This window comes from Thermodesulfobacteriota bacterium, from assembly GCA_040754335.1.
Classification (GTDB): domain Bacteria; phylum Desulfobacterota_D; class UBA1144; order Nemesobacterales; family UBA2774; genus 2-12-FULL-53-21.
On the sequence record JBFMCV010000002.1, the window covers coordinates 253153 to 273375 of the forward strand.

Genomic DNA, 20223 nt, shown 5'->3' on the forward strand with positions numbered 1-20223 from the left:
GCGGCGCTTACCGCGGTGAACGGTCAGTTAATTTTTCCGTCTTGTTTCTCTTTCCCGTTTATTATCTGCACGGGCTGGTTGGGCATGAGCCTTTCGTTCCCCTTGACGACTATCCTCATGCCTTTCTCGACAGGCCCAATGACCTCTATGCGGTCCTCATAAGCCATCCCAGTGCTTACGGGCAGGGGCTGCGCGGCTCCCTCGTTCACCACGTACACGAACTGGGCGTTGTTCTGGGACACTATGGCGTCCTTGGGCACGAGCTTTACTGTCGAAGGGTCGCCTATCGGGAACGATACGCGCGAGACCATCCCGCTCTTGATAAGCCCTTCCTTGTTGTCGACCGTGACTTTAACCGGGAACGTCCTCGTCTGGCTGTCCGCCTGCGGGACGACCGACGTTATCACTCCCCCTATTTTCATTCCGGGGAGCGCGTCGAAATCGACCGATACGCTCTCTCCCTCCTTAACCTTGCTCACGTAGCGCTCTGGCATGTCGATGTTTATGTCTATCGTCCCCGTATCTATCATTTCGACGACGGGCCCTCCCTTTTCCACCCACTGCCCGACCTCGGTGTGCTCCTCGATGACGTATCCGCCGAAGGGAGCGGTGATCCTCGACTTCGCGAGGCTGTATTCGTTCGAGTCTATCTGCGCCTGGAGCTGTCCGATGCGGGCGCCCCACGCCTCTTTCTCCGTGAGCGCGTCCTGATACTGCTGGACTGAGGCGACACCTTTTTTCTCGAGCTCCTCGAACCTGGCGAGGTTCTTCCGGGCCATATCGTACCGGGCCTCCGCTTCCCTCTTTCCGGCCCTCGCCTGATCGAGCGCGATCTCTATCGTGCGCGTGTTGAACTCCGCCAGCACGTCGCCTTTCCGTACGTACATGCCCTCCTTCGCAGGGAAGCTCTCGACTATGCCCTCCACCTCGCTCGCTACGACGCTCCTCTTGTCGGGCTCGACCCATCCTACGAGGCTCACGGGCTTCTGGAGGGTCTCCACCTCGACCTCGTCGACCTCGACGGGCGCGGGCGGAGGGGCCTGGGCCGGGGTCTCGTGCGCCGAAAATATGAAAACCGAAGCGCATATTACCGCGATAAATGTTCCGGCTTTGATCGGTCTCATTTCACTCTCTTGCGGTTCTGATTCGTTCAGCCGCGCTTTCGGTCCGAATGATCTTTAAGGGGTGTTACGATTTTTCCGATTTAATGCCTTCGAGGAAAATTTCGACGAACGTATCTGTAAGCTCTTTATAGTCCGTTTTATTCTTCTTCTTCTCCCCGAAGAGCTCCTGCACGATTATCTGGTTCACGACCATGCCGATGAAGGCTTTGGAGGAGTAGAGCGGGTTCAGCTTCTTGAACGCGCCGTCCTTTATCCTGGTGTCTATGTAATCGGATATCAGCATGTTTATATATTCGACGTACGTATCGAAGAACATATCCGAGAGGTCGTGCCCTTCGAGGGCGCTGAAATGAAGGAGTCTCATGAACGAAGGGTCCCTCCCGCATTTCTCGAACATGCGCGCGGCTATCGCGGTGAATACGAGACGGTCGTCCTTCGAGTCCTTGTGGGTCTCGAGCGGGAGCTCTATTCCCGGCTCCTCGCTTATCTTCCGCTCGATGATGGCCCCGTAGAGGTCCCTCTTCGTCGAGAAGTGCCTGAAGATGAGCGCCTCGTTCACGTCGGCCGCCTCCGCTATCTCTTTCGTCGTCGTGCCGTTGAACCCCTTTTCGGAGAAGAGCCTGATCGCGGCCTCGATTATCCTGTCGTGCGTGTTGACCTTCTCTTTCGCCGCTTCCTTCGCGGCTATTTCTGTTTTCTCAAGCGCTTTATCTGTTGACATTTAATTTTATCCCTGTAGGCTGTAAGTAAGTGATTACTTACAAATTACCAGCGATGGCATGCAGTGTCAAGAAATCCGGTTGAACGAGTAAAAGACCGATTGAAATCCTGATTTTTTCAATTATATATTGTTGCCGATGTCGAGTATTGCCCGCACCCGATAGCGCGCGCCTTTAGAGGAGATAACGATGACCAAAACGCTTCTCTTGATTTTGATCTCGGTGACCGGCACGGGGGGCGTTCTCGACCTTACTCTGAACGACGCCGTAAAGATAGCGCTCGAGAACAACAGGGACATACAGATAGAGGAGAAGAACGTCGAGGTCTCTCAGGGCGAGATCAAGACCCAGGAGGGCGTGTTCGACCCCTTCCTCAACATGCTGTCCTTCTATAACGACGGGGATGAACCCACGCTCAACACCTTCGTGCCGTCGGGCACGATCTCGCAGAAGCAATTCAACGCCGAGGCGGGCGTCGAAGGATTGCTCCCGACCGGCACGTTTTATAACCTGATTAATTTCTCGACGACGTGGACAGAGACTAACAGCCCTCTCGAGGACCTGAGCCCGAGCTGGTTCAACAACGTGAGCTTCAGCCTGGGGCAGGAGCTCTTGAGGAATTTCGGCGTCGACGTGAACAGGACGTTCATAATCACCGCCACGAGGACGAGCGAGATATCGGAGAAGGAGCTCGAGAAGAGGATATCCGAGGTGCTCCTCGAAGTGGAAAGGCGCTACTGGCTCGTAGTCGCCGCGAGGAAGAACCTCGATCTCGAACGCACCGCGCTCGAGCTCGCCATAGACCTCAAGGAGAGGAACCAGATCCAGGTGGACGTGGGCGTGCTGCCTCCGGTCTCGGTGACGCAGGCCGAGTCCGAAGTCGCCGCGAGGGAGGTGAGCGTGATCCGGGCCGAGAACGACCTCCAGGCCGCGCACGACGACCTGAAAAACATACTCGCGATGGACCTTTCCCAGGAGATAGCGGCCGTCGACGAGCCCACTACGGAGGTCTACACCTTCAGCGAGGAGGACTCGCTCGCCCAGGCGTACGAGCGCCGGCCGGAGATGGAGCAGGTGGAGCTCGACATAGAGAACAAGAAGACGCTCAAGAACTATTACTCGAACCAGAGGCTCCCGAGGCTCGCCGTGGAAGGGAGCCTCCAGCTCCAGGGCCTGGGCGGCGACGAGAACCCGGACAGGCTCAGCTTCGACGAGGAGCCCGAGCCCATACCGCCCCAGTTCGACAGCCCGGGCGACGCGTTCAGACAGCTCTGGGGCGCGGACTTCGCCACATGGCAGGTGCTGGGCATATTCAGCTTCCCGCTCTTCAACAGGACGGCGAGGGGAAATTACATAAAGGCCACCGCGGAGCTCGACAGGAGCGCGATAGTGCTCAGCAGGACGAAGGACGACGTCGCGCTCGACGTTAAGAGCGCGATTAGGCTGATAGAGAACAGCCTCCGTGCGATCGACGCCGCGAGGGTGTCCGTAAAGCTCGCCGAGGAGGTTGTGAGCAACGAGCAGGAGAGGCTGAACGTGGGTATAGGCACGACGCGAGACGTGCTCGAGGCGCAGAGGGACCTGATAGACGCGGGCACGAGGGAGATCACCGCGATAACGAGCTATAACATCGCCCTCGCCGAGCTCGAATACGCGACCGGCACCATACTCGAGAAAAATAACGTCCGCATAGAGAACTACGGCCCGGCTCCCGACAAGCCCGGAAGCAAATAACGGGCGGGTGAGCACCCGCGGGCATACGGTCCTATTCACCGACTCTGCTCAACCATACCCATTCGCCCTGCCACTCGAAGGGTGTCTTTGCGAGGCTCCGAAGCCTTGCGCGAAGGAGCCGCGGCAATCTCTTGAAAAAGCGAGATCGCCACGGTCGCGTACAGCGTGATTTGGTTTGTGTGTCACTTTTGCATTAATGAATGAGCATACTTGCAATCAGCCGGAAGCGACCGGTTCTTACGCTCGCTCAGAACCGTTCTTTTCCAAAGGAGGGAATAAAAACCACATCCTTCGACAGGCACATGGCAATCTTGAAGAGACGCATCGCGCCCGCCGCTGCCGGATGTGACACGGCGGAGTTTTCTGATATACTATGATTCAGCTTATACGAAAGGAGATTTCTTTTATGGCTGCCAACGGAATAATCGAATTGAGCGACTCTAACTTCGACGCCGAGGTTCTGAGGAGCGACGTGCCGGTGCTGGTCGATTTCTGGGCGCCCTGGTGCGGCCCCTGCCGGGCGATAGCCCCCGCCGTCGAGGAGATTTCGTCTTCATATCAGGGGAAGCTCAAAGTCGGCAAGCTCAACGTCGACGAGAGCCCGCAGACCACAATGAAGTTCGGGATCCGGAGCATCCCGACGCTCATCGTCTTCAAAGGCGGGATGGCCGTCGAGCAGATAATAGGCGCCGTGCCTAAAGGGGAAATAGAGAGGGCGGTCGGAAAAGCCCTCTGATGAAGTCAGATAAAAAAGGGTTATACGTCAGTCCTTTTCACCGATTTTCTTCATCTGTTTCTTAAGCTTTTCAATCTTCGAATCTATCTCAGAGATCTTGCCGCAAACGGCGAGCATGGACTGAGTCCCGGGTGCGCCGCCTGCGTCTTTTCCGGGTTTTGCGGATCTCACGCCGCTCTCCCCGGCCTTCTTCACGCTTTCAAGCGCCGCGCGGGTTTTCTCTTTATCGAACACGTATACGGTCTCCCGCTCGCCGTCTATCCTCTTGGACACCTTCTTCGCTGCGAGCCTGAATTTGCCGAGAACGCGCCCCAGCCACTGGAGGTTCTGCCCCTTTTTCTCGGAGGCGGGGATGAGCTTCTCGACCTCTTCGTAAAGCGTCTTGGCGGTTACTTTGAACTGCTTCGGTGTATCCTCGAAAAGTATCCGCTTGAGCTCCCCCGCGGAAATCCTGCCGAGGACGTCGAGGACGGACTCTTCCCACTTGTCTAGGCCCGGCGAAACCGCCCCGCCCGCGGCCTGCCCTCCCGTGAGATCGGGCGCGCCCCCCGTGAGCTGATACTGGCCGTACGCGAGCTTGCCCAGGTCCTGGAGCACCATCTTCCTCTCGGCCCCGAGCTCCGACAGGTGGAGCCTTATCTTCTGCTTCTCGATTATTTCCTTGGATTTTACGTTGACCGTCTCAAGACCCTTGTCTATCCTGACCTTGAGCTTATCGAGGAACTCTGCCATCGGCGTCACCTCCGCCATCACATTATATATCGATTGGGGAATCGATGTAAAGGACGATCGGATTTTGCATTTCATTCCCTCTGCTGGTACTGAAACTGGCTCAGGTGACTTGTAAAATCCCGTTCGTCCTGAGCTTGTCGAAGGATTGAACGGGATTTGGGATTCCCGGTGTATGGAATCTCACTTTTTATTCTGTCATCGCGAGGCTCGAAGCCTTGTGCGAAGAAGCCGTGGCGATCTCGCTTTTTCCGTCATGCTGAACTACGGTTCTGAACAACGGTTCTGAGCAGGCGAAGAACTGGTCGCTAACGGTTGAGTGCACAAGCCTTATTTGCTCTCCGCACTATTGAATCAGAAGCCAAATTAGCAAGAACCGGACGCCGTAGGCTGAATGCAACAATGCACCTGTTCCACAGTCAGTCCTTGAAAAATCAAAATATTCAGCATCTCATCTTTTTCATGAGATTGCCGCGCTGAGCCTGTCCTGAGCGAAGTCGCTCGTCTCGGCGTAGGCCGAGCCGTAGCCGGGAAGGACTCGCAATGATATATCGTGGATTTGCAAATCCTACGCCGATTTTATATATTCTCATTCGATTATTTTTATAAGCCGGAGGTGCGGGATGTTCAGGAAAGGGCTGCAGGTGATGCTTAATCAGCCGATAGAGGGTAAAAAGGACAGGTTCGAGCAGGGGCTAAAGGGGAAGATAGTCGAGGAGTTCGACCTGCCGCACGGGAAATCCTACCGAGTCCAGTTCGTCGACGGCAGGGTCGCTAGGTTCCCCGAAGCGCTCATGAAGCAGGCCGTGGACGTGATCGGCTAACGCAGAACCTGCGCTCGTGTACGATTCTCCTGGAACTCTTCTGCTAAACCCGCATCGAAGCCCAAGCCGTTCGTCCTGCTTGCTGCACGTCGCCCGAAGGATATGAGCCGTAGGGGGATGAGCCGTAGGGTGATCCGGCGTAGCCTTGGCGAAGACGGAAGCCTATCGAAGGATGTAGTTAATTCCCTCCTTTGGAAAAGAACGGTTCTGAGCGAGCGTAAGAACCGGACACCATACAACAAAGGCAGAGAAGTAAATTAACTTTGGTTAGACATTGGCAAAGTTCAAATAGGTTAGGGAGGATTTTTCTTATTTTAAATCCCCCTGAATCCCCCTTTTTCAAAGGGGGAAAAAACATTGATGTTCTTAGACACGCTCAGGACGAACGGGTTATACTTCCTCACTCCGCGGGAATCCCTAAACGCCCGTCTTTCCCCGCCGCCGCGCCGTCCCGTTCCCCCTGACCTCTATGGCCTTCTTCTTCCGGGACAGGTCGAACCTGGAGACGTCGACCACGAACTTGTCCTGAATGAATTTCCTCCCGAGCAGTATCGGGTGCTCCATCCCGGACCTGTCGCAGAGAGAGAGCTCTATCTCGTGCGTCCTTCCGAAGATCTCTACGAGTGTTTTTATAATGTACCTGTACTCCGTCTGGCCGAAGGAGCTCTTGACCTTCTTTCTCCCGAGGAGCGGCTTCCTTATCTCCCTCCCGTCGTATGCGGGGTGCGAGGGGTCGAGCAGCCTGAACCTCACGAACCTCGCGCCGCCCTTCCTCACTGCCCTTATACTGTCGCAGTGAATGGCCGAGGTGTACGCCCCCGTGTCCACCTTGGCGTCGATCCCGTAGAGCCTGAGCTTGGGGAAATCGACCTTTTCCTTCCTTCCGATGAGCAGCTTGACTCTTCCCTTTGCCATCCGGTCCCTCTTACAGAGTTACGCCGAAGAAGATTGTAGCCAAACCCAGCAGCGCCGCAAGCCCCAGTATGTCGGTCACGGTCGTGAGTATTATCATGGAGGACTGCGCGGGGTCGAGGCCCAGGGCCTTGAGCCCTATGGGAATGACGGCTCCCGAGAGGCCCGCTATGAGCAGGCTTATTATCATCGCGAGCCCGACCACATAACCGAGCGTCGCGTCTCCGAGCCATATGTACGCGATAACCGCCGTGATGAGCCCCGTGATTACGCCGTTTATGAGGCCCAGCTTGAGCTCCTTCCAGAGGAGCTTCGGGAAATCGCTTTTCGATATCTCGCGCATGACGAGCCCCCTCATGACGACGGCTAAGGACTGCGCGCCGCCGTTCCCTCCCTGGCTAGCCACTATGGGGATGAATACCGCGAGCACCGTGACCTTCGCTATAGTGCTGTCGAAAAGGGCGACGACCGCGCCCGCGAGGAACGCCGTGGCGAGGTTTATGTTGAGCCACGGGAGCCTCTTTTTGAGCGAGAAGACGGTATCCGAGAAAGGCCTCTCGTCGCTGTGGACGCCGAATATCGTCTGTATGTCGGCCGAGTATTCCTCCTGCATGTCGCTAAGGAGCTGGCTCGTGTTAACGATGCCTACCAACTTCTGGTTGTTGTCGACTACAGGGACGGCGAAGAACTTCTGCTTCGATACGATGCTGGCCGCGTCTTCCACGTCCATGAAGGCGTTTAAGTAAAACACGTTCTTTATCATAACGTCAGAGAGCTTCATGTGAGGGTCCCTTATGAGCAGGTCCCTCATGCTGAGCACACCTGCCAACTTGAAGTCCGCGTCGACCACGTAGACGTATGAGAGCGGCATGTTCTCCTGCCCGGCCATCTGCTTTATCTTCGCCACGGCGTCTGATATGCGGAGGTCGTCCCTTAACGCGAGGAATATGGGGCTCATCATGTAGCCCACGCTGTCCCTCGGGTATTCCAGCAGCTCCCCTATCTCGCGCTTCTGCTTTTCGGTAAGGTTATTCGCTATCTTGTCCTTGAGCGCCATGGGGCAGACGCTCACTATGAGCGACACCTTGAGCGGCTCCATGCTCCGTATGATCTCACCCGCCATATCGTCGGGAAGACGGCCGAGGAGCATGGCCGCGTACTCGTTCTGGAGGTTTTCGAATATCGTCTTCGATACGTGCGGCGGCAGGGACTTGAACACCTCCGCGCTCTCCTCCACGTCCATCGTCTCAATCACGTGCGCCGATATGACGGGGTCGTATTCGGAGAATTTCTTTATGTAGTATTCGAGCGGCGAGCCTTGGAACATTTTGGACCTCCGGATATTGAACCGGCCTTGATGCCGGGATATACAAGAATACATAATGAACGTGGGATGTGGTACCGGGGGTCGGCTTTTTTTCTTTCATTGCGAGGCCGTATTTTGGCCGTGGCGATCTCGTTTTATTGTCATGCTGAACTTGTTTCAGCATCTCGTCTTTAAAGAAGACAAAGAATTAAGGATGAGACCCTGAAACGAGTTCAGGGTGACAACAAATGGATTTCTCACATATGTTCAAATGACGGATAATGAATCGCGGCTGGGAGCCGCTCCTACGATACTCGATTCTTCAAACCGGCCGCAGCAATGCGCGGGCGGGGGCGCCCTCGCAGTCCTCTATCTTTATAGGGAGGCATATGAGCTCGTAGTCCCCGGGCTCCACCTGCGAGAGGTCGAGGCCCTCTATGACCCATATGCGCGCGTTCAGTATTATGTGATGCACCTCTGTGACGTTCCCCTCGTATCCGCCTATGGAGAGGTAATCGACGCCGATCGTCTGCACCTGCCGCTCGACGAGATACTTCGCGGCGTCCGTCGAGAGGTGGACGAAATTTTCGGCGAAGGGCTTTTTGTCCCACCTCCGCCTTGAATTCCGCGTCTTGAACAGTATGCGCTCGCCCTTCTTTATGCGGTGCGGGCGGAGCTCTTCGGGCTTTATCAGCTCCCTGTCCTCTATCTCTATCACGCGCGCCCTGCCTACGACGGCCGAGAGCGGCATCTTGTCGATCCCTGTCTTGAGCTTCGTGAAATGAGAAGGGGCGTCGAGATGCGTCGCCGTATGGACGGACATAGAGAGCGCGGTCATGTTGAAGTCGTCCCCCTTCCCCATGTCGCGGACGCGGAACACCTTGACCGGAGGGTCGCCCGGCCAGTGCACCATGCCGTCCGATAGAGGCACGGTTATGTCTATCCAGTCCTCCGAGCCGAGGGTGTAGTTCTTTTTACCGCCTGACTGTCTTGGGGAGCGCGTCTGCATGGCGAGATTATCTTAATCGATATTTGCGTGAAGGACAAACGGCGCACAATGCTGTCATCGCGAGGAGCGAACTTTCTTTTATTTGTCATTCCCGCAACAATTGCGAACGAGTGAGCAATTGGACGCCCAGGCTTAGACGTAGGACAGTTACATGTCTTTACTGAGCCGATGAAATAAATTCTAAAAGCGGGAATCTAATAGTATTGTCATGCTGAACTTGTTTCAGCATCTCGTCTTTGATTTTATTATTTCAGGAACAAGAGATAATGATGAGACCCTGAAACGAGCCTGCCCTGAACTTGATTCAGGGTGACAACAAATAGATTTCTCGCGTACGCTCGCAATGACAGTATGTCCCCCCTCTCAAACCCCGAGCCTCTTCATTATTTCCTCAGCCGCCTCTTCCGGCGTGAGGCCCTCAGTGTCCACGGTTATATCCGCCGCTTCATAAAAAGGGATGCGCTTTGCGAGGAGACCTGTCGCGGCTTCGAGCGGGTTCTCGACGTTGAGCAGCGGGCGCGTCCTGCTGTGCTTTATCCTCTCCCAGATGACGCTCATCGGCGCTTTAAGGTAGACGGTGACGCCGCCCCTTTTCATCGCCAGCATGTTCTCCTCCCTCATTACAGCCCCGCCGCCCGTGGCTACGACCTGCCTTTCCTTCCCTGCGAGCGACAGGAGCGTCTCCGATTCGGCCTGCCTGAAATGTTCCTCGCCCGGGCCCGAAAAGATTTCGGAGACCGTCTTCCCGGCCTTCGTCTCTATCACCTTGTCGGCGTCGCAGTACCTCCACCCGAGCCTCCGCGCGAGCACCCTGCCGACGGTGGACTTGCCCGCCCCCATGAAGCCCACGAGGAATATGTTTTTCGGTTTTTTCCGTTCGGGGCTCATCTCGGGATCAATAGACCGTGTACTCGTCTCTTTTGGCGGTCATGAACTTTTCCACGTACTTTCCGATTATATCGCACTCTATGTTTACGGGGCTCCCTGCCCTGAGCGAGCCGAACGTCGTTTCCGCGAGCGTGTAGGGGATAATGTTCACCGTGAATTCGCCGCTCTCGACGGTATTTACCGTGAGGCTCACGCCGTCTATGGCGACCGAGCCCTTCTCGACGATATATTTCATGACGTGGCCTGCGGCCGCGAACCTGAACTCCACGGACGACCCCCGCTTCTTTTTCGATTTGACCTTCCCTACGCCGTCCACGTGCCCGCTCACGATGTGCCCGCCCATCCTGTCCCCGGCCCTGAGCGAGCGCTCGAGGTTGACCGGGCTCCCTGCCCTGAGCTTCCCGAGGCTCGTCCTCGAAAGCGTCTCGCGCGACGCGTCGACCGTGAACGTATCCCCTTCGACCGAGGTCACCGTGAGGCACGCGCCGTTCACGGATATGCTCTCGCCCTTGGCGATCTCCCCGGCGCCTATCTTCTTCACCCGGAACGTAATGGACGATTCCTTCGCGCGGCGCTTGATACCGGCGACTGTCCCTATGTCCTCTACTATCCCCGTGAACATGACTACCTGCCCCGTTTAAGTATGAACGTGTCGAACAGTATTAGTATAACGCCTATGGTTATGGCCGAGTCCGAGAGGTTGAAAGGCGGCCAGTGGAGCGCCGGGTTCCCGAACCAGTGGAAGTCGATGAAGTCCGTTACATAGCGGAGCCTGAACCTGTCTATGGAATTGCCTATCGCCCCGCCCAGTATCAGGGAGAGGGAGTAGACGAGGAGCCTGTCGTTCTTCCCGGTCTTGGAGAGGAAGTACACTATAACGACTACGGCCGCGATGAGCACCACTATGAATAACGGGAGCCTGAGAGACTCCGGCAATTCCCGGAATATGCCGAACGCCGCCCCGGGGTTCCTGATGTGGGTGACGTCGAGGAACGGGAGGAGGTTTATCTTCCCGTAAAGCGGCACTCTCTCGACCACGAGCCACTTCGAGACCTGGTCGATAACGACTACTATCGCTGTGATGATAGCGGCTGTCCTGTATCTCTCCATTTTAGGAAGCTAAGATTATATAGGATTAAAAGATTACTTCAACAGGTTTTTCCTGCCCCATGCGGACCTTTTCAGGAAATCGAGAGCGTACGCCCTCGATTCATTGTCCCCGCCCGACGCGACGCGGCTCCATATCATGTCCGATTCATCGTACCTGCCCGTCGCGAAGAGGGATATGCCGAGCAGGCGGAGGTTCTCCCTCGTGAGCTCTTCTGTCGGAAGGCCCAGGTATTCGGCCATGGAGAGGTAAGGCACCGCCCTCTCGTACTCCCCCGTATTATAGAGGAGTCTGCCGAGGAGATAGTAGGACGGCGCGTAGTCGGGGGAATTCAGTATCGACTCCGAGAGCGAGACCGACTGCAGCGTCCTGTCCCTCGTCGAGAAGAAATCCCTCACGCTTTCCCCGGGAGTGCCGCCCGCATCTATGGCGGTGAGCTTTATGTCTATCTCGCGCTTGAGGTCGTCGGGCAGCGGGCCCGCGCGGAGAGAGCTGAATATACGGCCTGCCGCCTGCGTATCGCCCTTCTGCCAGAGGGCGTTCGCTCTCAGGTTCTCGAGGGCCGCCCTGTCCACCTGGGTGAGGCCGTCCGTCTCCCCGGCAATTCTACCGGCCTCGTCGTAGTCGCCCTCGTAGTAGCACGAGTACGCAAGCCCGTTGAGAAGGACCGGGTCGCTCCCGTCGTACTGTAAAGCCTCCGCGAAGGATTCCCGCGCCTTTCCGAAATTGTCGCTCCCGTAATATTCGAACCCCTCCGCCTTGAGCTCGGCCACCCTCCTCGGGCACGAGGCGGTGAAGATGCCGGGCGCTCCGAACCTGGCCTTCGCGAGCTTGTTTATTTCCGCTGACGCGGGCACGCCCTTAAGGAAATTCTTCCACTCGGTCTCGAGCTCGGTGAGTGTCTTGCCGTAGACGGAAAAATTCCCCGTCCTGTAAACGGTCTTGAACTTGTCCATGCCGTACGTGTCTATGAGATATCTCGAAAAAGAGCCCATTAGCGTGTAGGCGATCGCGGGTGGCGCGTACCAGAACCCGAACCCCGTTATGTCCTCTATATCGGGGGCCATGCCGTTCTCCGTTATCGCCTTCGACCACTGGTGGGGGTCGTAGCCGTCCCCGCTCCAGTCGGCCGCCACGGCGAGCCCTTCGAGGAGACCGACCTTGGGGCTCATGCGGAGATACTCGGTACCGAAATCCCCGGCCATCACGTGAGTGAGCTCGTGCTTGAGTATCGGGTCGGGGAACGCGTCATAGACCAGATGAATCTCCTTGTGTATAGGGTTCGCTATAGTGGTGTCGCCCGCTCCGACGACCCTTTTCCGCGTCTCCGCATCGGGATAGACGTAGGAGCGTATCTTCTCCCGGGTGTCGAGTTCGAGGAATTCGCTGAGCTCCCTGTACCTCCATTCGTGGTCGCCCGCGATGAGGTCTATGCGCCTCGCCGCTTTTGACGCGGGGTCGTAGTAAATGATGAAGTCGTCCGTCTCGTAGGACGCCGGGAGGATTTCCCCCGTTATGTATTCCCTGTCGTAGCTTATCCCGAGCTCGTGCTCGTACGAGTAAGCCGTGACGAGGGTGACGCCGACTGCGACGAGCTTAAGCATGTCCCACGCGCCCACGCGCCTGTAGCTGAACCCGTTCGCGATATAGAGCAGTATGAGGAAGAGGAGCCCCCAGAGGACGGTGATAAGCCTGTACGCAATGAGAGTGTCCGTGACCGGTATCGCTTCGTCGTATATGGGGCCGGGGAAGAACCCGAAGAGCGGATTGTAGACGAAGAGCGATGGCTCGTTGTAGAGCTCGAGGAGGGCGTATGCGAATATGCAGACGAGAGAGAGCGCCCCCGCGATGAACCCCCTCCTTCTCAGAACGAAGCCCGAGAGCAGCCCGAGCGCGGACGAGAAGAAAACGCTCACGACAGTGATGAGGAGGAAGAACACTGTCCCTTCCTTTATGAAGCAGTCCCCCTTGAAGACCGAGCCCAGGAGGCCTATCAGGTAGACGACCGCGAGGATGAGGAAGTTAACGAGGAGAATGGACGATACCCTGTCAGAGATGCGCTTCCCCGCCGAGTGGGATCTGTTGTCGCCCGTTATAAGCTCCGCCGATATGAATACGGCTATGAACGAGAGCAGGAAGCCCGTGACCGCCGCGTACTCGAAGCCGAGCGCGCCCACGAGGGGAAAGAACAGGAGCGCAACGGATATGACCACGGCGAGAGCGAGGGGGATAAGCACCGTCGTGGAGAAGAACATCCGCTCGAAATTCATTTTGCTCCCTTGAGGCTCTCTTTAAAGAATTCTTATCCTGGCTGACTATATTTTACACCACGTTCAATGGATGGGGGGTATTAATGTTCCGGATGGGCTGATTCGAATGCGGGGGAAACATTACTCTTTTCCGTCATTCCCGAATGTTTTAATCGGGAATCTAAAACCCGTTCGTGCTGAGCGTGTCGAAGTATGAACGGGTTTTCACTGGCTGTAAGCCTTGAGCGAAGGAGCTACGGCAATCTCATCTTTTCTTTCATTCCCTCCTTTGGAAAAAGGAGGGGTAGGGAGGATTTTTTGTCATCTTGAGCGAAGTGAGAAATCTAAATTTACAACAGAAAACGGATTTCTCGGCTTTGCCTCGAAATGACAAATCATTAAAAAACCGTTCGTACTGAGGCGCAGAACCTGCGCTCGTATATGATCCCTCTGTCACTTCTCAGTATTGGCCAAATAATGGAGTTAAATCTGAACTGCGCGCCTGTCCTGAGCGAAGTCGAAGGGTCGAAGTATGAACGGTTTAGCTTTGCTGCAGGTTTAAACAGAAGAGGTACGGAAGAATCAATTATGAGTACACATTGCAGCCTCCTCACTTGAACCAGCCGTGGCGGTAGAAGTAATAGACCATCGCCACGGCGACTATTATCATGAGCGCTATTGCGGTGTGATATCCGAACGCCCAATCGAGGGTGGGTATATACTCGAAGTTCATTCCGTAAATTCCGGCTACGAGGTTAAGGGGCAGGAATATCGCAGCCACGATGGTCAGCACCTTGAGCCTGTTGTTGGTCTTTTCCTGGAGCATCAGCTCGTAGTGCTTGTGTATGTCCTCGAGCCTGTTCTCGTACCTGCTGAGGAACCTGAAACCGTTGCGGACTTCGTCCTCGAGGTTGTTGAAGTTCCTCCGCTGCTTGCCTATATCGAAAGCCACCCCTTCGTAAATCTGTATGGTGTTGATGCAGTAGAGCTGGTCCTCGATCATTATGTTTATGCGTCCTATATTCTTCTTCAGATGGAGGATGGTCCTGACGTCTATCGAGTTCTGTCCCTTTATCACCTTGTTGCTGAGCTTCGTGATCTTCTCCCTCTGGTCCCTGTAGAGGAAGTAGTTCTTCTCCACGAGCTCGGCCATGAGGTTGAACAGGAGCGACGCTATCGTGGCCCTCTGGAGATGGAGGTGCTTGCACAGGTCCTGTGACAGCTTGTTGAGCGACTCGATCTCGTTGTCGTGGATCGTTATCAGGAGATGAGGCATGCAGAGGAAGGATATGTTCTCGAGGTCGAACGTGACCATGTCCCTTATGATGGGGAATTCGAAATAGAGCTCTTTTTCCGAATGCGCCACGGGCAGGTTGCGATCCATCAATATGAAATTCTCTACTATGGAGTCGTCGTGGACGAGGGGCGAAAGTATTGTCCTCAGCTCATCGTCGAGAGGGCTTACTATGTCGATCCACCTGGGCCTGCCGTCACTGATCCTATCCGAAAAAGTAGCGACGGACGTTTCTTCCTCGAGGTGCAGGTCTTCGCCTATTATATAAGATGTTATCCTCAAATCCCGGCCTCCATGCCTCGCGTTCCCGATCCTGCGTGTTCGCCGGATCGCGGTATTCCCAAACCCGGCTGTTCCGATTATTCTAACCTTCACGGACTGGGAGTATTTTAATATCAATTACATGAACAGGGAAGGTGCGGGCGATGCTATATATCATTATTAAGACTGTGTTAACGGCTGCCGTGATCGTCGGCGTATCGGAGATCGGGAAGAGGCATACGGCGTTCGCCGCCATGCTCGCTGCGCTTCCGCTCACATCGCTCCTCGCTATGCTGTGGCTCTATGCCGATACGAAGGACGCGGGGAGGATCGCCGACCTGTCCATAAGCATATTCTGGCTGGTCCTTCCGACCCTCCTCTTCTTCCTGATCCTGCCCTGGATGCTGAGGCATAGTTTCAATTTCTGGGTGTCTATGGCGGCGTCGTCAGGGGTTATGATAGCGTTTTATCTCGCGTACGCCGCTCTCGGGAGGAAGCTCGGGCTCCCGCTCTAGGGGCGCCGGGCGCGTCAGTATCCGGTCCCGATTATATCTCTCAGCCTCATCATCCCGGCGCGCATCCAGCTCTTCACCGTGCCGAGCGGCTCGTTCATCCGGGCCGATATCTCCGTCTGCGTGAGCCCGTGGAAATAGGCGAGCTCTATCGACTCCCTCTGCTTGGGGGTGAGCTCCGCGAGCGCCCTCTCGATGAGCGCGCGCTTCTCCCTCGTTTCAGTTGTCTCATCCGGAGGGTCCGCCTGTGAGGGTAAATCGTCGTGGAGCGGGTCGTGGAGGCTTTTCCTTTTACTCTCCGACCTCAGCTTGTCTATCGCGCGGCTCCTCGTGAGCGTGATAAGCCACGCGGACGGCGTGCCGCGGTCTGGCGCATAGTCGCGGGCCTTGTCCCATATCTGCTTGAATACGTCGGCGGATACCTCGTCGGCCTCCGCAGTGCTGCGGAGGATCTTGAGCGCGAGCCCGTAGACCTGGGATATCATCCTGTCGTAGAGCCTTCCGAGAGCCGATTCGCAGCCGCGCGAGATCTTGTTTATGAGCTCCCTCAGCTCCCTCTCGATCTCGGATATTCCGGCACTATCAGCCGCAGGCATCGTCGTCCGTCCGCACCGTCGTTGGTTTAATAAGGATAATTCCGATTCGTATGATCCGGTCCCATCACTATAACATATTTCAGCCCCCGGTTTTACAATGTAATTTTCCTCTCTCCGGGACTCCCGCGGGTAATGGCGCCTGCGTGTCTTATGCGGTTATAATATTTAGACGGCGGATAAACCGAAACTCGACCGCCTGCGTATATTTATTTGTGCGGCTTAATAATTTATAGTGTTCTTGCGGCAAATTGCCGGATTCCGGCATCTCGACCGATTCTGCTATGACCGAAGACCCAAGACTCGAAGAATTGATCCCGCTTTACGCGCTCGGCGTGCTCGAGGGCGATGAGCTCAGGGAGGCGGAGCGCCTGATAGGGGAGGGCTCGCCCCGCGCGGTCGAGCTGCTCAAGCAGTACGAGGGGGTGACGTCTCTCCTGCCGTATTCGGCGGGTGCGGCCTCGCCCGGCCCCGGCGTCAGGCGCGAGATAATGGAGTACGCGAGGAAGAGCGCACGCAGGCGGAGGGCCGCGGGAGAAGCACGCGAGGGCGGCCTTGCGGAAAGGCTCAGGCCCTTCTTCTTCGGCCTCGGCGGGGCTCTGGCCGCCGCTGTAATCGTTTTCCTTTTCGTGAACAACCTATCGCTCCGGGGGACACTCCGCGAGGAGAAAGCGGTCGTCGGGGATCTCCGGGCAAAGGTTTCGGGCCAGGAAGAGGAGATAAAATCGCTCAAGAACCTGCTCGCGGAAAAGGAGGGCATGGTGGGAGGGCTCGAAGCCAAGCTCGCGAGCCTGGAGGAAATAACGGAGTTTATGGAAGACCAGGAGATAGTGCTCATCAGGATGGAGAGGTCTGACCCCGGGATACGCGCCGCGGGAAGGGTGCTCTGGGATACGGAAGAGAGCGACGCGCTCCTTTACTGCCTCGACCTGCCCAAGGCGCCTCCGGGAAAGACCTACCAGTGGTGGGTCTTGGTGGGCGGTGTGCCCAAGAGCGTCGGAGTGTTCGACGTGGACGAGGAAGGGGACAGCGTAATTCTGATAGACTCGCTGAAGAAATATGGAAGGATAGAGAAGTTCATTGTCACCGTCGAGCCCGACGGCGGCGCGAGAAAGCCTACAGGCAAAGAGCTCCTGAGGGGGCAGTCGATATAAGCTGCCTCGTACCCGATCCCTTACACGGCTCCGTGGCTGTCATCAGGGCGGACTCGACACTACTTTTTCTGTCTTCGCGAGGGAGCGCCTGTCCTGAACCATGTCCTGAACTCGTTTCAGGATTGTTTCAGGATCGCGACCGTGGCGATCTCTCGTTTTTCATCAGATTTCCGGTTCTTCGACTCCCCGCTCACGCGGCTGCTGGCTCTTTGCATGAACATAGTCCTCATAGTCGTCTCCCAGTGGATTCGAACTTCTCGACTTCACCCTCCCCACGAGCGCTTGCCCTTACGTCCGGCCCCGGCGCGTCCCCCCGGTTCCTTGCTTTTTCCGCCGACTTATTTTAAATTCTCTTGTTGGGGGGGATGATTCTTTCGATATTTTTGATATTTTGCTGGGAGGTCTGTTATGGCTAAAGGCGTCAACAATAAGGGCAATAACGGCAAAGGGAACGGTAAATTCGTTCTCGGCGAAAGGTACGAGCGGGCGCTCAATTACCCCCTTTTCGATTCCATATTCAACAGGCGCTCCCGCCGCTTCGGCCTGGGCATGAAGCTCGAGGACGCCACGCTCGGGTTCGAATCGCGCTACGATCCGATCCCGCTCGAGGAGATGGAAGAGGCGCTCCTCGTGTGGGCCGGCACCGGCCTCACCGGTCTCTGCCTCGCCGACCTGCCGCCGGAGACGGGAATCGACCTCCTCTGCCAGTGGACGGGCCGCACGTGGCCGTCCGCGTGCAACAACCACGGGACAGAGCTTTTCTTTACGAACGACAAGGGCCTCTACCACGTGAACGTGAAGAACATGCTCCCCAAAAACAACGAGCTCGACATGTTCTTCCGCATGAGCCGCGAGGAGAAGATGGAGCGGATTCTCGAGCTATACAGGGAGAGCCTCGTCAAGCTCGAGGACGGGAGGGCGCAGCTCCCCGACCGCATGCCCGGACTCTTCGAATTCAACCAGTGGAACACCAACAAGCCGGGGACTTCGGTATTCATCCCCGTTACGGACGTTACCGAGGAATACATCAACCTGCTTCACCTTTACTGCAGCTACACCTACGGGTTCAGCATAATAGACGACCTCACGGGCAAGCCCGCGGGGGTGCAGAAGTGGATAGACAAGGGGAGGCTCAAGGGCGAGGTAAAGCTCTCGCTATTCGACCTCGAGGTGAGGATACTCACCGGACTCAACGTCGAGCAGGCGTTCATATGCCAGAACATGAGCCTCGCGCTCCAGGCGCTCGGACTCGCCGGCTGGACGTTCAGCGGTTTCATACCGAGGTTCGCCATGGGGGCCGCCCCGCATCTCTTCAAGGGGCTGGGTTTCAGGTTCATTCAGCCGAAGAAGGGAGTCATAGACCCGCCCGCCACTGTCCCGGTAGGAAGGGACGGGGTCTTCGAGTCCTATTGTCCGCCTTATTACAAGAACATGGACGAGGCCATTGACGCGTTTCATCACCACAAGGAAGCGGCGTGGAAACCGGAGAAGCCCTTCCCATACGCCGAGCCTGACAAGCATCTCATGCGGGCTCCCAAACCGACCGAGAACACTATACAAATCGTGAAAGACGTGGCGAACTATATTTACGACACGTACGGCCGGTTCCCGGCTTTCGTCGACCCGATGTACATGAGGCTCGTATTTCAGGCGATGAACATAGACGTCGAGTTCTACGACAAGTACTATCCCAAGGGCTCTTATTCGGAAATGCACCTGCAGAAGTTCCTGAGCGACCACCCCGAGGCGCGCCCGCGCGCGGGGGAAAAACCGGGCGGCAGGGAGGCGAGGGCCGCGGGCGGGACTAAAAAGAAGATAAAGGCTTGATTCGTCCATAGGGCGGGCGTTCCCGCGCCTGTAATTCCGTCCTTTGCCGGGCGCAGAAAATATTTTCATTCTGGTCAATCTAACACTTGACAAACACTTGAGAATTATCTACATTGGAAGTGTAGGCCGGGGGCGGACGTGATAAGAGTTAGAGGGCGGGAATAATGGTGGACTAAAAAGGTTGGGAGCTTAACCATGAAGCGTTCAGATATAGAAAAGGAATTGGCCGATAAATTTAACCTTCAACCTTCGCAATCCGAGCAGATACTCGATACCATAATCGAGCATATGACGGAAGTGCTCGAAGGAGGCGGCAGGATCGAGATCAGGGGCTTCGGAAGCTTCTTCACGAAGAGCTACGGTTCTTACGAGGGCAGGAATCCCAGGACCGGCGCCAAGGTTATGGTATCGTCGAAGAAGCTCCCTCATTTCAGGCCGAGCAGAGAGCTTATAACGAAGCTGAACGGCGGGAACGAGTAGAGCGGACCCGGCCCGGCAGCAGGAGGCCCTGACATTTATCCAGTCGTGACGGGACGTATGTTCCGTGACCCGCGGCTGCGCTTACCTGATACATTGACAATCCGGTCGTATGCGATAGCCTCTTTTTTATGGCGCTCCGTAAAATACTTACATATCCTGACCCGTTTCTGAGAAAGAAATGCGCCCCTGTCGAAGAGATCGACGGCGAGGTGCTGAGGCTGCTTGACGACATGGCTGAGACCATGTACGAGGCGCGCGGGGTCGGGCTCGCCGCTTCCCAGATAGGGGTCGATAAAAGGGTGGTGGTCATTGATATAAGCCCGAGGTATCTGGACACGGACGAGGAAGAGGAAGAGGATGCGGAAGACGGGCGGAAGGCCGAGTACGAGGGGCCCGGACTTATCGAGCTCATAAATCCCGAGATAATCTCCTCCGATGGCGAAATCATCGCGGAGGAGGCGTGCCTCAGCATCCCCGGTTTCACGAGCGATGTGAAGAGGAAGCAGAAGGTCAGGATCGAGGCTTACAACAGGGAAGGGGAGATGGTGGAGATCGAGGCCGAAGACCTCCTCGCGCGCGTATTCCAGCACGAGATCGACCACCTGAACGGAGTGCTCTTCATCGACAGGCTCTCCCGCCTCAAACGCGAACTCATAAAGCGCAAGATCGAGAAAGAGCTCGGGAAAGAGGAAAAGAGATACGCGGTGCTGTGATTTCCCGTTAAATTCGGTTTACTCAATCAGTAAGCTTACACCCCCCATTTG

General features: G+C 56.2%; 20 protein-coding genes. 8 read left to right on the top strand and 12 right to left on the bottom strand.

The window, feature by feature from the left end:
- Nucleotides 1–23: 23 nt before the first annotated feature.
- Together AB1598_04565 and AB1598_04570 are read right to left on the bottom strand one after the other, a co-directional pair.
- Complete coding sequence (locus AB1598_04565) at nt 24–1124, bottom strand: efflux RND transporter periplasmic adaptor subunit (GenBank protein ID MEW6144275.1); 1101 nt, start codon at nt 1122–1124, stop codon at nt 24–26.
- 64 nt (nt 1125–1188) lie between these two features.
- A complete protein-coding gene (locus tag AB1598_04570) occupies nt 1189–1845 on the bottom strand; it encodes a TetR/AcrR family transcriptional regulator (protein MEW6144276.1) in 657 nt (218 codons plus the stop codon).
- A 187-nt stretch (nt 1846–2032) separates the two neighbouring features.
- Between AB1598_04570 and AB1598_04575 the strand changes: the two genes are divergently transcribed.
- Both AB1598_04575 and trxA read left to right on the top strand, forming a co-directional pair.
- Nucleotides 2033–3577, top strand: a complete 1545-nt coding sequence (locus tag AB1598_04575; GenBank protein MEW6144277.1) for a TolC family protein — start codon at nt 2033–2035, stop codon at nt 3575–3577.
- 406 nt (nt 3578–3983) lie between these two features.
- Nucleotides 3984–4313: a thioredoxin gene (gene trxA / locus AB1598_04580; GenBank protein ID MEW6144278.1), complete on the top strand. Its 330-nt coding sequence runs from the start codon at nt 3984–3986 to the stop codon at nt 4311–4313.
- A 27-nt stretch (nt 4314–4340) separates the two neighbouring features.
- On the opposite strand, the gene AB1598_04585 is transcribed toward trxA, so the two are convergent.
- A complete protein-coding gene (locus tag AB1598_04585; GenBank protein ID MEW6144279.1) occupies nt 4341–5045 on the bottom strand; it encodes a hypothetical protein in 705 nt (234 codons plus the stop codon).
- Nucleotides 5046–5665: 620 nt separating this feature from the next.
- Here AB1598_04585 and AB1598_04590 point away from each other — a divergent pair.
- The gene (locus AB1598_04590) at nt 5666–5866 is read left to right on the top strand and encodes a hypothetical protein (GenBank protein MEW6144280.1); all 201 of its coding nucleotides are present in this window, start codon (nt 5666–5668) and stop codon (nt 5864–5866) included.
- A gap of 417 nt (nt 5867–6283) precedes the next feature.
- Here AB1598_04590 and AB1598_04595 read toward each other — a convergent pair whose 3' ends face one another.
- From AB1598_04595 to AB1598_04630, 8 genes are all read right to left on the bottom strand, one after another.
- Nucleotides 6284–6781 (bottom strand): RimK/LysX family protein, encoded by a 498-nt coding sequence (locus AB1598_04595; protein ID MEW6144281.1) that lies wholly within the window; start codon nt 6779–6781, stop codon nt 6284–6286.
- Between the two features lie 10 nt (nt 6782–6791).
- Nucleotides 6792–8105, bottom strand: coding sequence for a magnesium transporter (gene mgtE, locus AB1598_04600; GenBank protein MEW6144282.1), 1314 nt, complete (start codon nt 8103–8105; stop codon nt 6792–6794).
- Between the two features lie 301 nt (nt 8106–8406).
- Complete coding sequence (locus tag AB1598_04605; protein MEW6144283.1) at nt 8407–9093, bottom strand: cyclase family protein; 687 nt, start codon at nt 9091–9093, stop codon at nt 8407–8409.
- Nucleotides 9094–9456: 363 nt separating this feature from the next.
- On the bottom strand, nt 9457–9981 hold the full coding sequence (locus AB1598_04610; protein ID MEW6144284.1) for a shikimate kinase: 525 nt from the start codon (nt 9979–9981) through the stop codon (nt 9457–9459).
- Nucleotides 9982–9988: 7 nt separating this feature from the next.
- Nucleotides 9989–10603 (bottom strand): riboflavin synthase, encoded by a 615-nt coding sequence (locus AB1598_04615; protein MEW6144285.1) that lies wholly within the window; start codon nt 10601–10603, stop codon nt 9989–9991.
- Between the two features lie 2 nt (nt 10604–10605).
- The gene (gene lspA / locus AB1598_04620) at nt 10606–11091 is read right to left on the bottom strand and encodes a signal peptidase II (protein MEW6144286.1); all 486 of its coding nucleotides are present in this window, start codon (nt 11089–11091) and stop codon (nt 10606–10608) included.
- A gap of 33 nt (nt 11092–11124) precedes the next feature.
- On the bottom strand, nt 11125–13359 hold the full coding sequence (locus tag AB1598_04625; protein MEW6144287.1) for a tetratricopeptide repeat protein: 2235 nt from the start codon (nt 13357–13359) through the stop codon (nt 11125–11127).
- A 589-nt stretch (nt 13360–13948) separates the two neighbouring features.
- Complete coding sequence (locus AB1598_04630) at nt 13949–14914, bottom strand: CorA family divalent cation transporter (GenBank protein ID MEW6144288.1); 966 nt, start codon at nt 14912–14914, stop codon at nt 13949–13951.
- Between the two features lie 143 nt (nt 14915–15057).
- On the opposite strand from AB1598_04630, the gene AB1598_04635 reads away from it, so the two are divergent.
- Nucleotides 15058–15408: a DUF3147 family protein gene (locus AB1598_04635; protein MEW6144289.1), complete on the top strand. Its 351-nt coding sequence runs from the start codon at nt 15058–15060 to the stop codon at nt 15406–15408.
- A 14-nt stretch (nt 15409–15422) separates the two neighbouring features.
- Here the strand turns inward: AB1598_04635 and AB1598_04640 are convergent, their stop codons facing one another.
- A complete protein-coding gene (locus AB1598_04640) occupies nt 15423–16001 on the bottom strand; it encodes a sigma-70 family RNA polymerase sigma factor (GenBank protein ID MEW6144290.1) in 579 nt (192 codons plus the stop codon).
- Nucleotides 16002–16282: 281 nt separating this feature from the next.
- Between AB1598_04640 and AB1598_04645 the strand changes: the two genes are divergently transcribed.
- The 4 genes from AB1598_04645 to def all read left to right on the top strand — a co-directional run bounded on the left by AB1598_04645 (nt 16283) and on the right by def (nt 20172).
- Nucleotides 16283–17152, top strand: coding sequence for an anti-sigma factor (locus tag AB1598_04645; protein ID MEW6144291.1), 870 nt, complete (start codon nt 16283–16285; stop codon nt 17150–17152).
- A 408-nt stretch (nt 17153–17560) separates the two neighbouring features.
- Nucleotides 17561–18979 (top strand): hypothetical protein, encoded by a 1419-nt coding sequence (locus AB1598_04650; GenBank protein MEW6144292.1) that lies wholly within the window; start codon nt 17561–17563, stop codon nt 18977–18979.
- A gap of 195 nt (nt 18980–19174) precedes the next feature.
- Nucleotides 19175–19459: an HU family DNA-binding protein gene (locus tag AB1598_04655; GenBank protein ID MEW6144293.1), complete on the top strand. Its 285-nt coding sequence runs from the start codon at nt 19175–19177 to the stop codon at nt 19457–19459.
- Between the two features lie 128 nt (nt 19460–19587).
- Nucleotides 19588–20172 (top strand): peptide deformylase, encoded by a 585-nt coding sequence (gene def, locus AB1598_04660; GenBank protein ID MEW6144294.1) that lies wholly within the window; start codon nt 19588–19590, stop codon nt 20170–20172.
- Nucleotides 20173–20223: the final 51 nt, after the last annotated feature.

Bases quoted from the DNA above. Each gene is read 5' to 3' on its own strand.
- AB1598_04565 (MEW6144275.1), bottom strand. From the start codon at position 1,124: ATGAGACCGATCAAAGCCGGAACATTTATCGCGGTAATATGCGCTTCG.
- AB1598_04650 (MEW6144292.1), top strand. From the start codon at position 17,561: ATGGCTAAAGGCGTCAACAATAAGGGCAATAACGGCAAAGGGAACGGT.
- AB1598_04595 (MEW6144281.1), bottom strand. From the start codon at position 6,781: ATGGCAAAGGGAAGAGTCAAGCTGCTCATCGGAAGGAAGGAAAAGGTC.
- def (MEW6144294.1), top strand. From the start codon at position 19,588: ATGGCGCTCCGTAAAATACTTACATATCCTGACCCGTTTCTGAGAAAG.
- AB1598_04570 (MEW6144276.1), bottom strand. From the start codon at position 1,845: ATGTCAACAGATAAAGCGCTTGAGAAAACAGAAATAGCCGCGAAGGAA.
- AB1598_04625 (MEW6144287.1), bottom strand. From the start codon at position 13,359: ATGAATTTCGAGCGGATGTTCTTCTCCACGACGGTGCTTATCCCCCTC.
- AB1598_04610 (MEW6144284.1), bottom strand. From the start codon at position 9,981: ATGAGCCCCGAACGGAAAAAACCGAAAAACATATTCCTCGTGGGCTTC.
- AB1598_04605 (MEW6144283.1), bottom strand. From the start codon at position 9,093: ATGCAGACGCGCTCCCCAAGACAGTCAGGCGGTAAAAAGAACTACACC.
- AB1598_04615 (MEW6144285.1), bottom strand. From the start codon at position 10,603: ATGTTCACGGGGATAGTAGAGGACATAGGGACAGTCGCCGGTATCAAG.
- lspA (MEW6144286.1), bottom strand. From the start codon at position 11,091: ATGGAGAGATACAGGACAGCCGCTATCATCACAGCGATAGTAGTCGTT.
- trxA (MEW6144278.1), top strand. From the start codon at position 3,984: ATGGCTGCCAACGGAATAATCGAATTGAGCGACTCTAACTTCGACGCC.
- AB1598_04585 (MEW6144279.1), bottom strand. From the start codon at position 5,045: ATGGCAGAGTTCCTCGATAAGCTCAAGGTCAGGATAGACAAGGGTCTT.
- AB1598_04655 (MEW6144293.1), top strand. From the start codon at position 19,175: ATGAAGCGTTCAGATATAGAAAAGGAATTGGCCGATAAATTTAACCTT.
- AB1598_04590 (MEW6144280.1), top strand. From the start codon at position 5,666: ATGTTCAGGAAAGGGCTGCAGGTGATGCTTAATCAGCCGATAGAGGGT.
- AB1598_04635 (MEW6144289.1), top strand. From the start codon at position 15,058: ATGCTATATATCATTATTAAGACTGTGTTAACGGCTGCCGTGATCGTC.
- mgtE (MEW6144282.1), bottom strand. From the start codon at position 8,105: ATGTTCCAAGGCTCGCCGCTCGAATACTACATAAAGAAATTCTCCGAA.
- AB1598_04645 (MEW6144291.1), top strand. From the start codon at position 16,283: ATGACCGAAGACCCAAGACTCGAAGAATTGATCCCGCTTTACGCGCTC.
- AB1598_04575 (MEW6144277.1), top strand. From the start codon at position 2,033: ATGACCAAAACGCTTCTCTTGATTTTGATCTCGGTGACCGGCACGGGG.
- AB1598_04640 (MEW6144290.1), bottom strand. From the start codon at position 16,001: ATGCCTGCGGCTGATAGTGCCGGAATATCCGAGATCGAGAGGGAGCTG.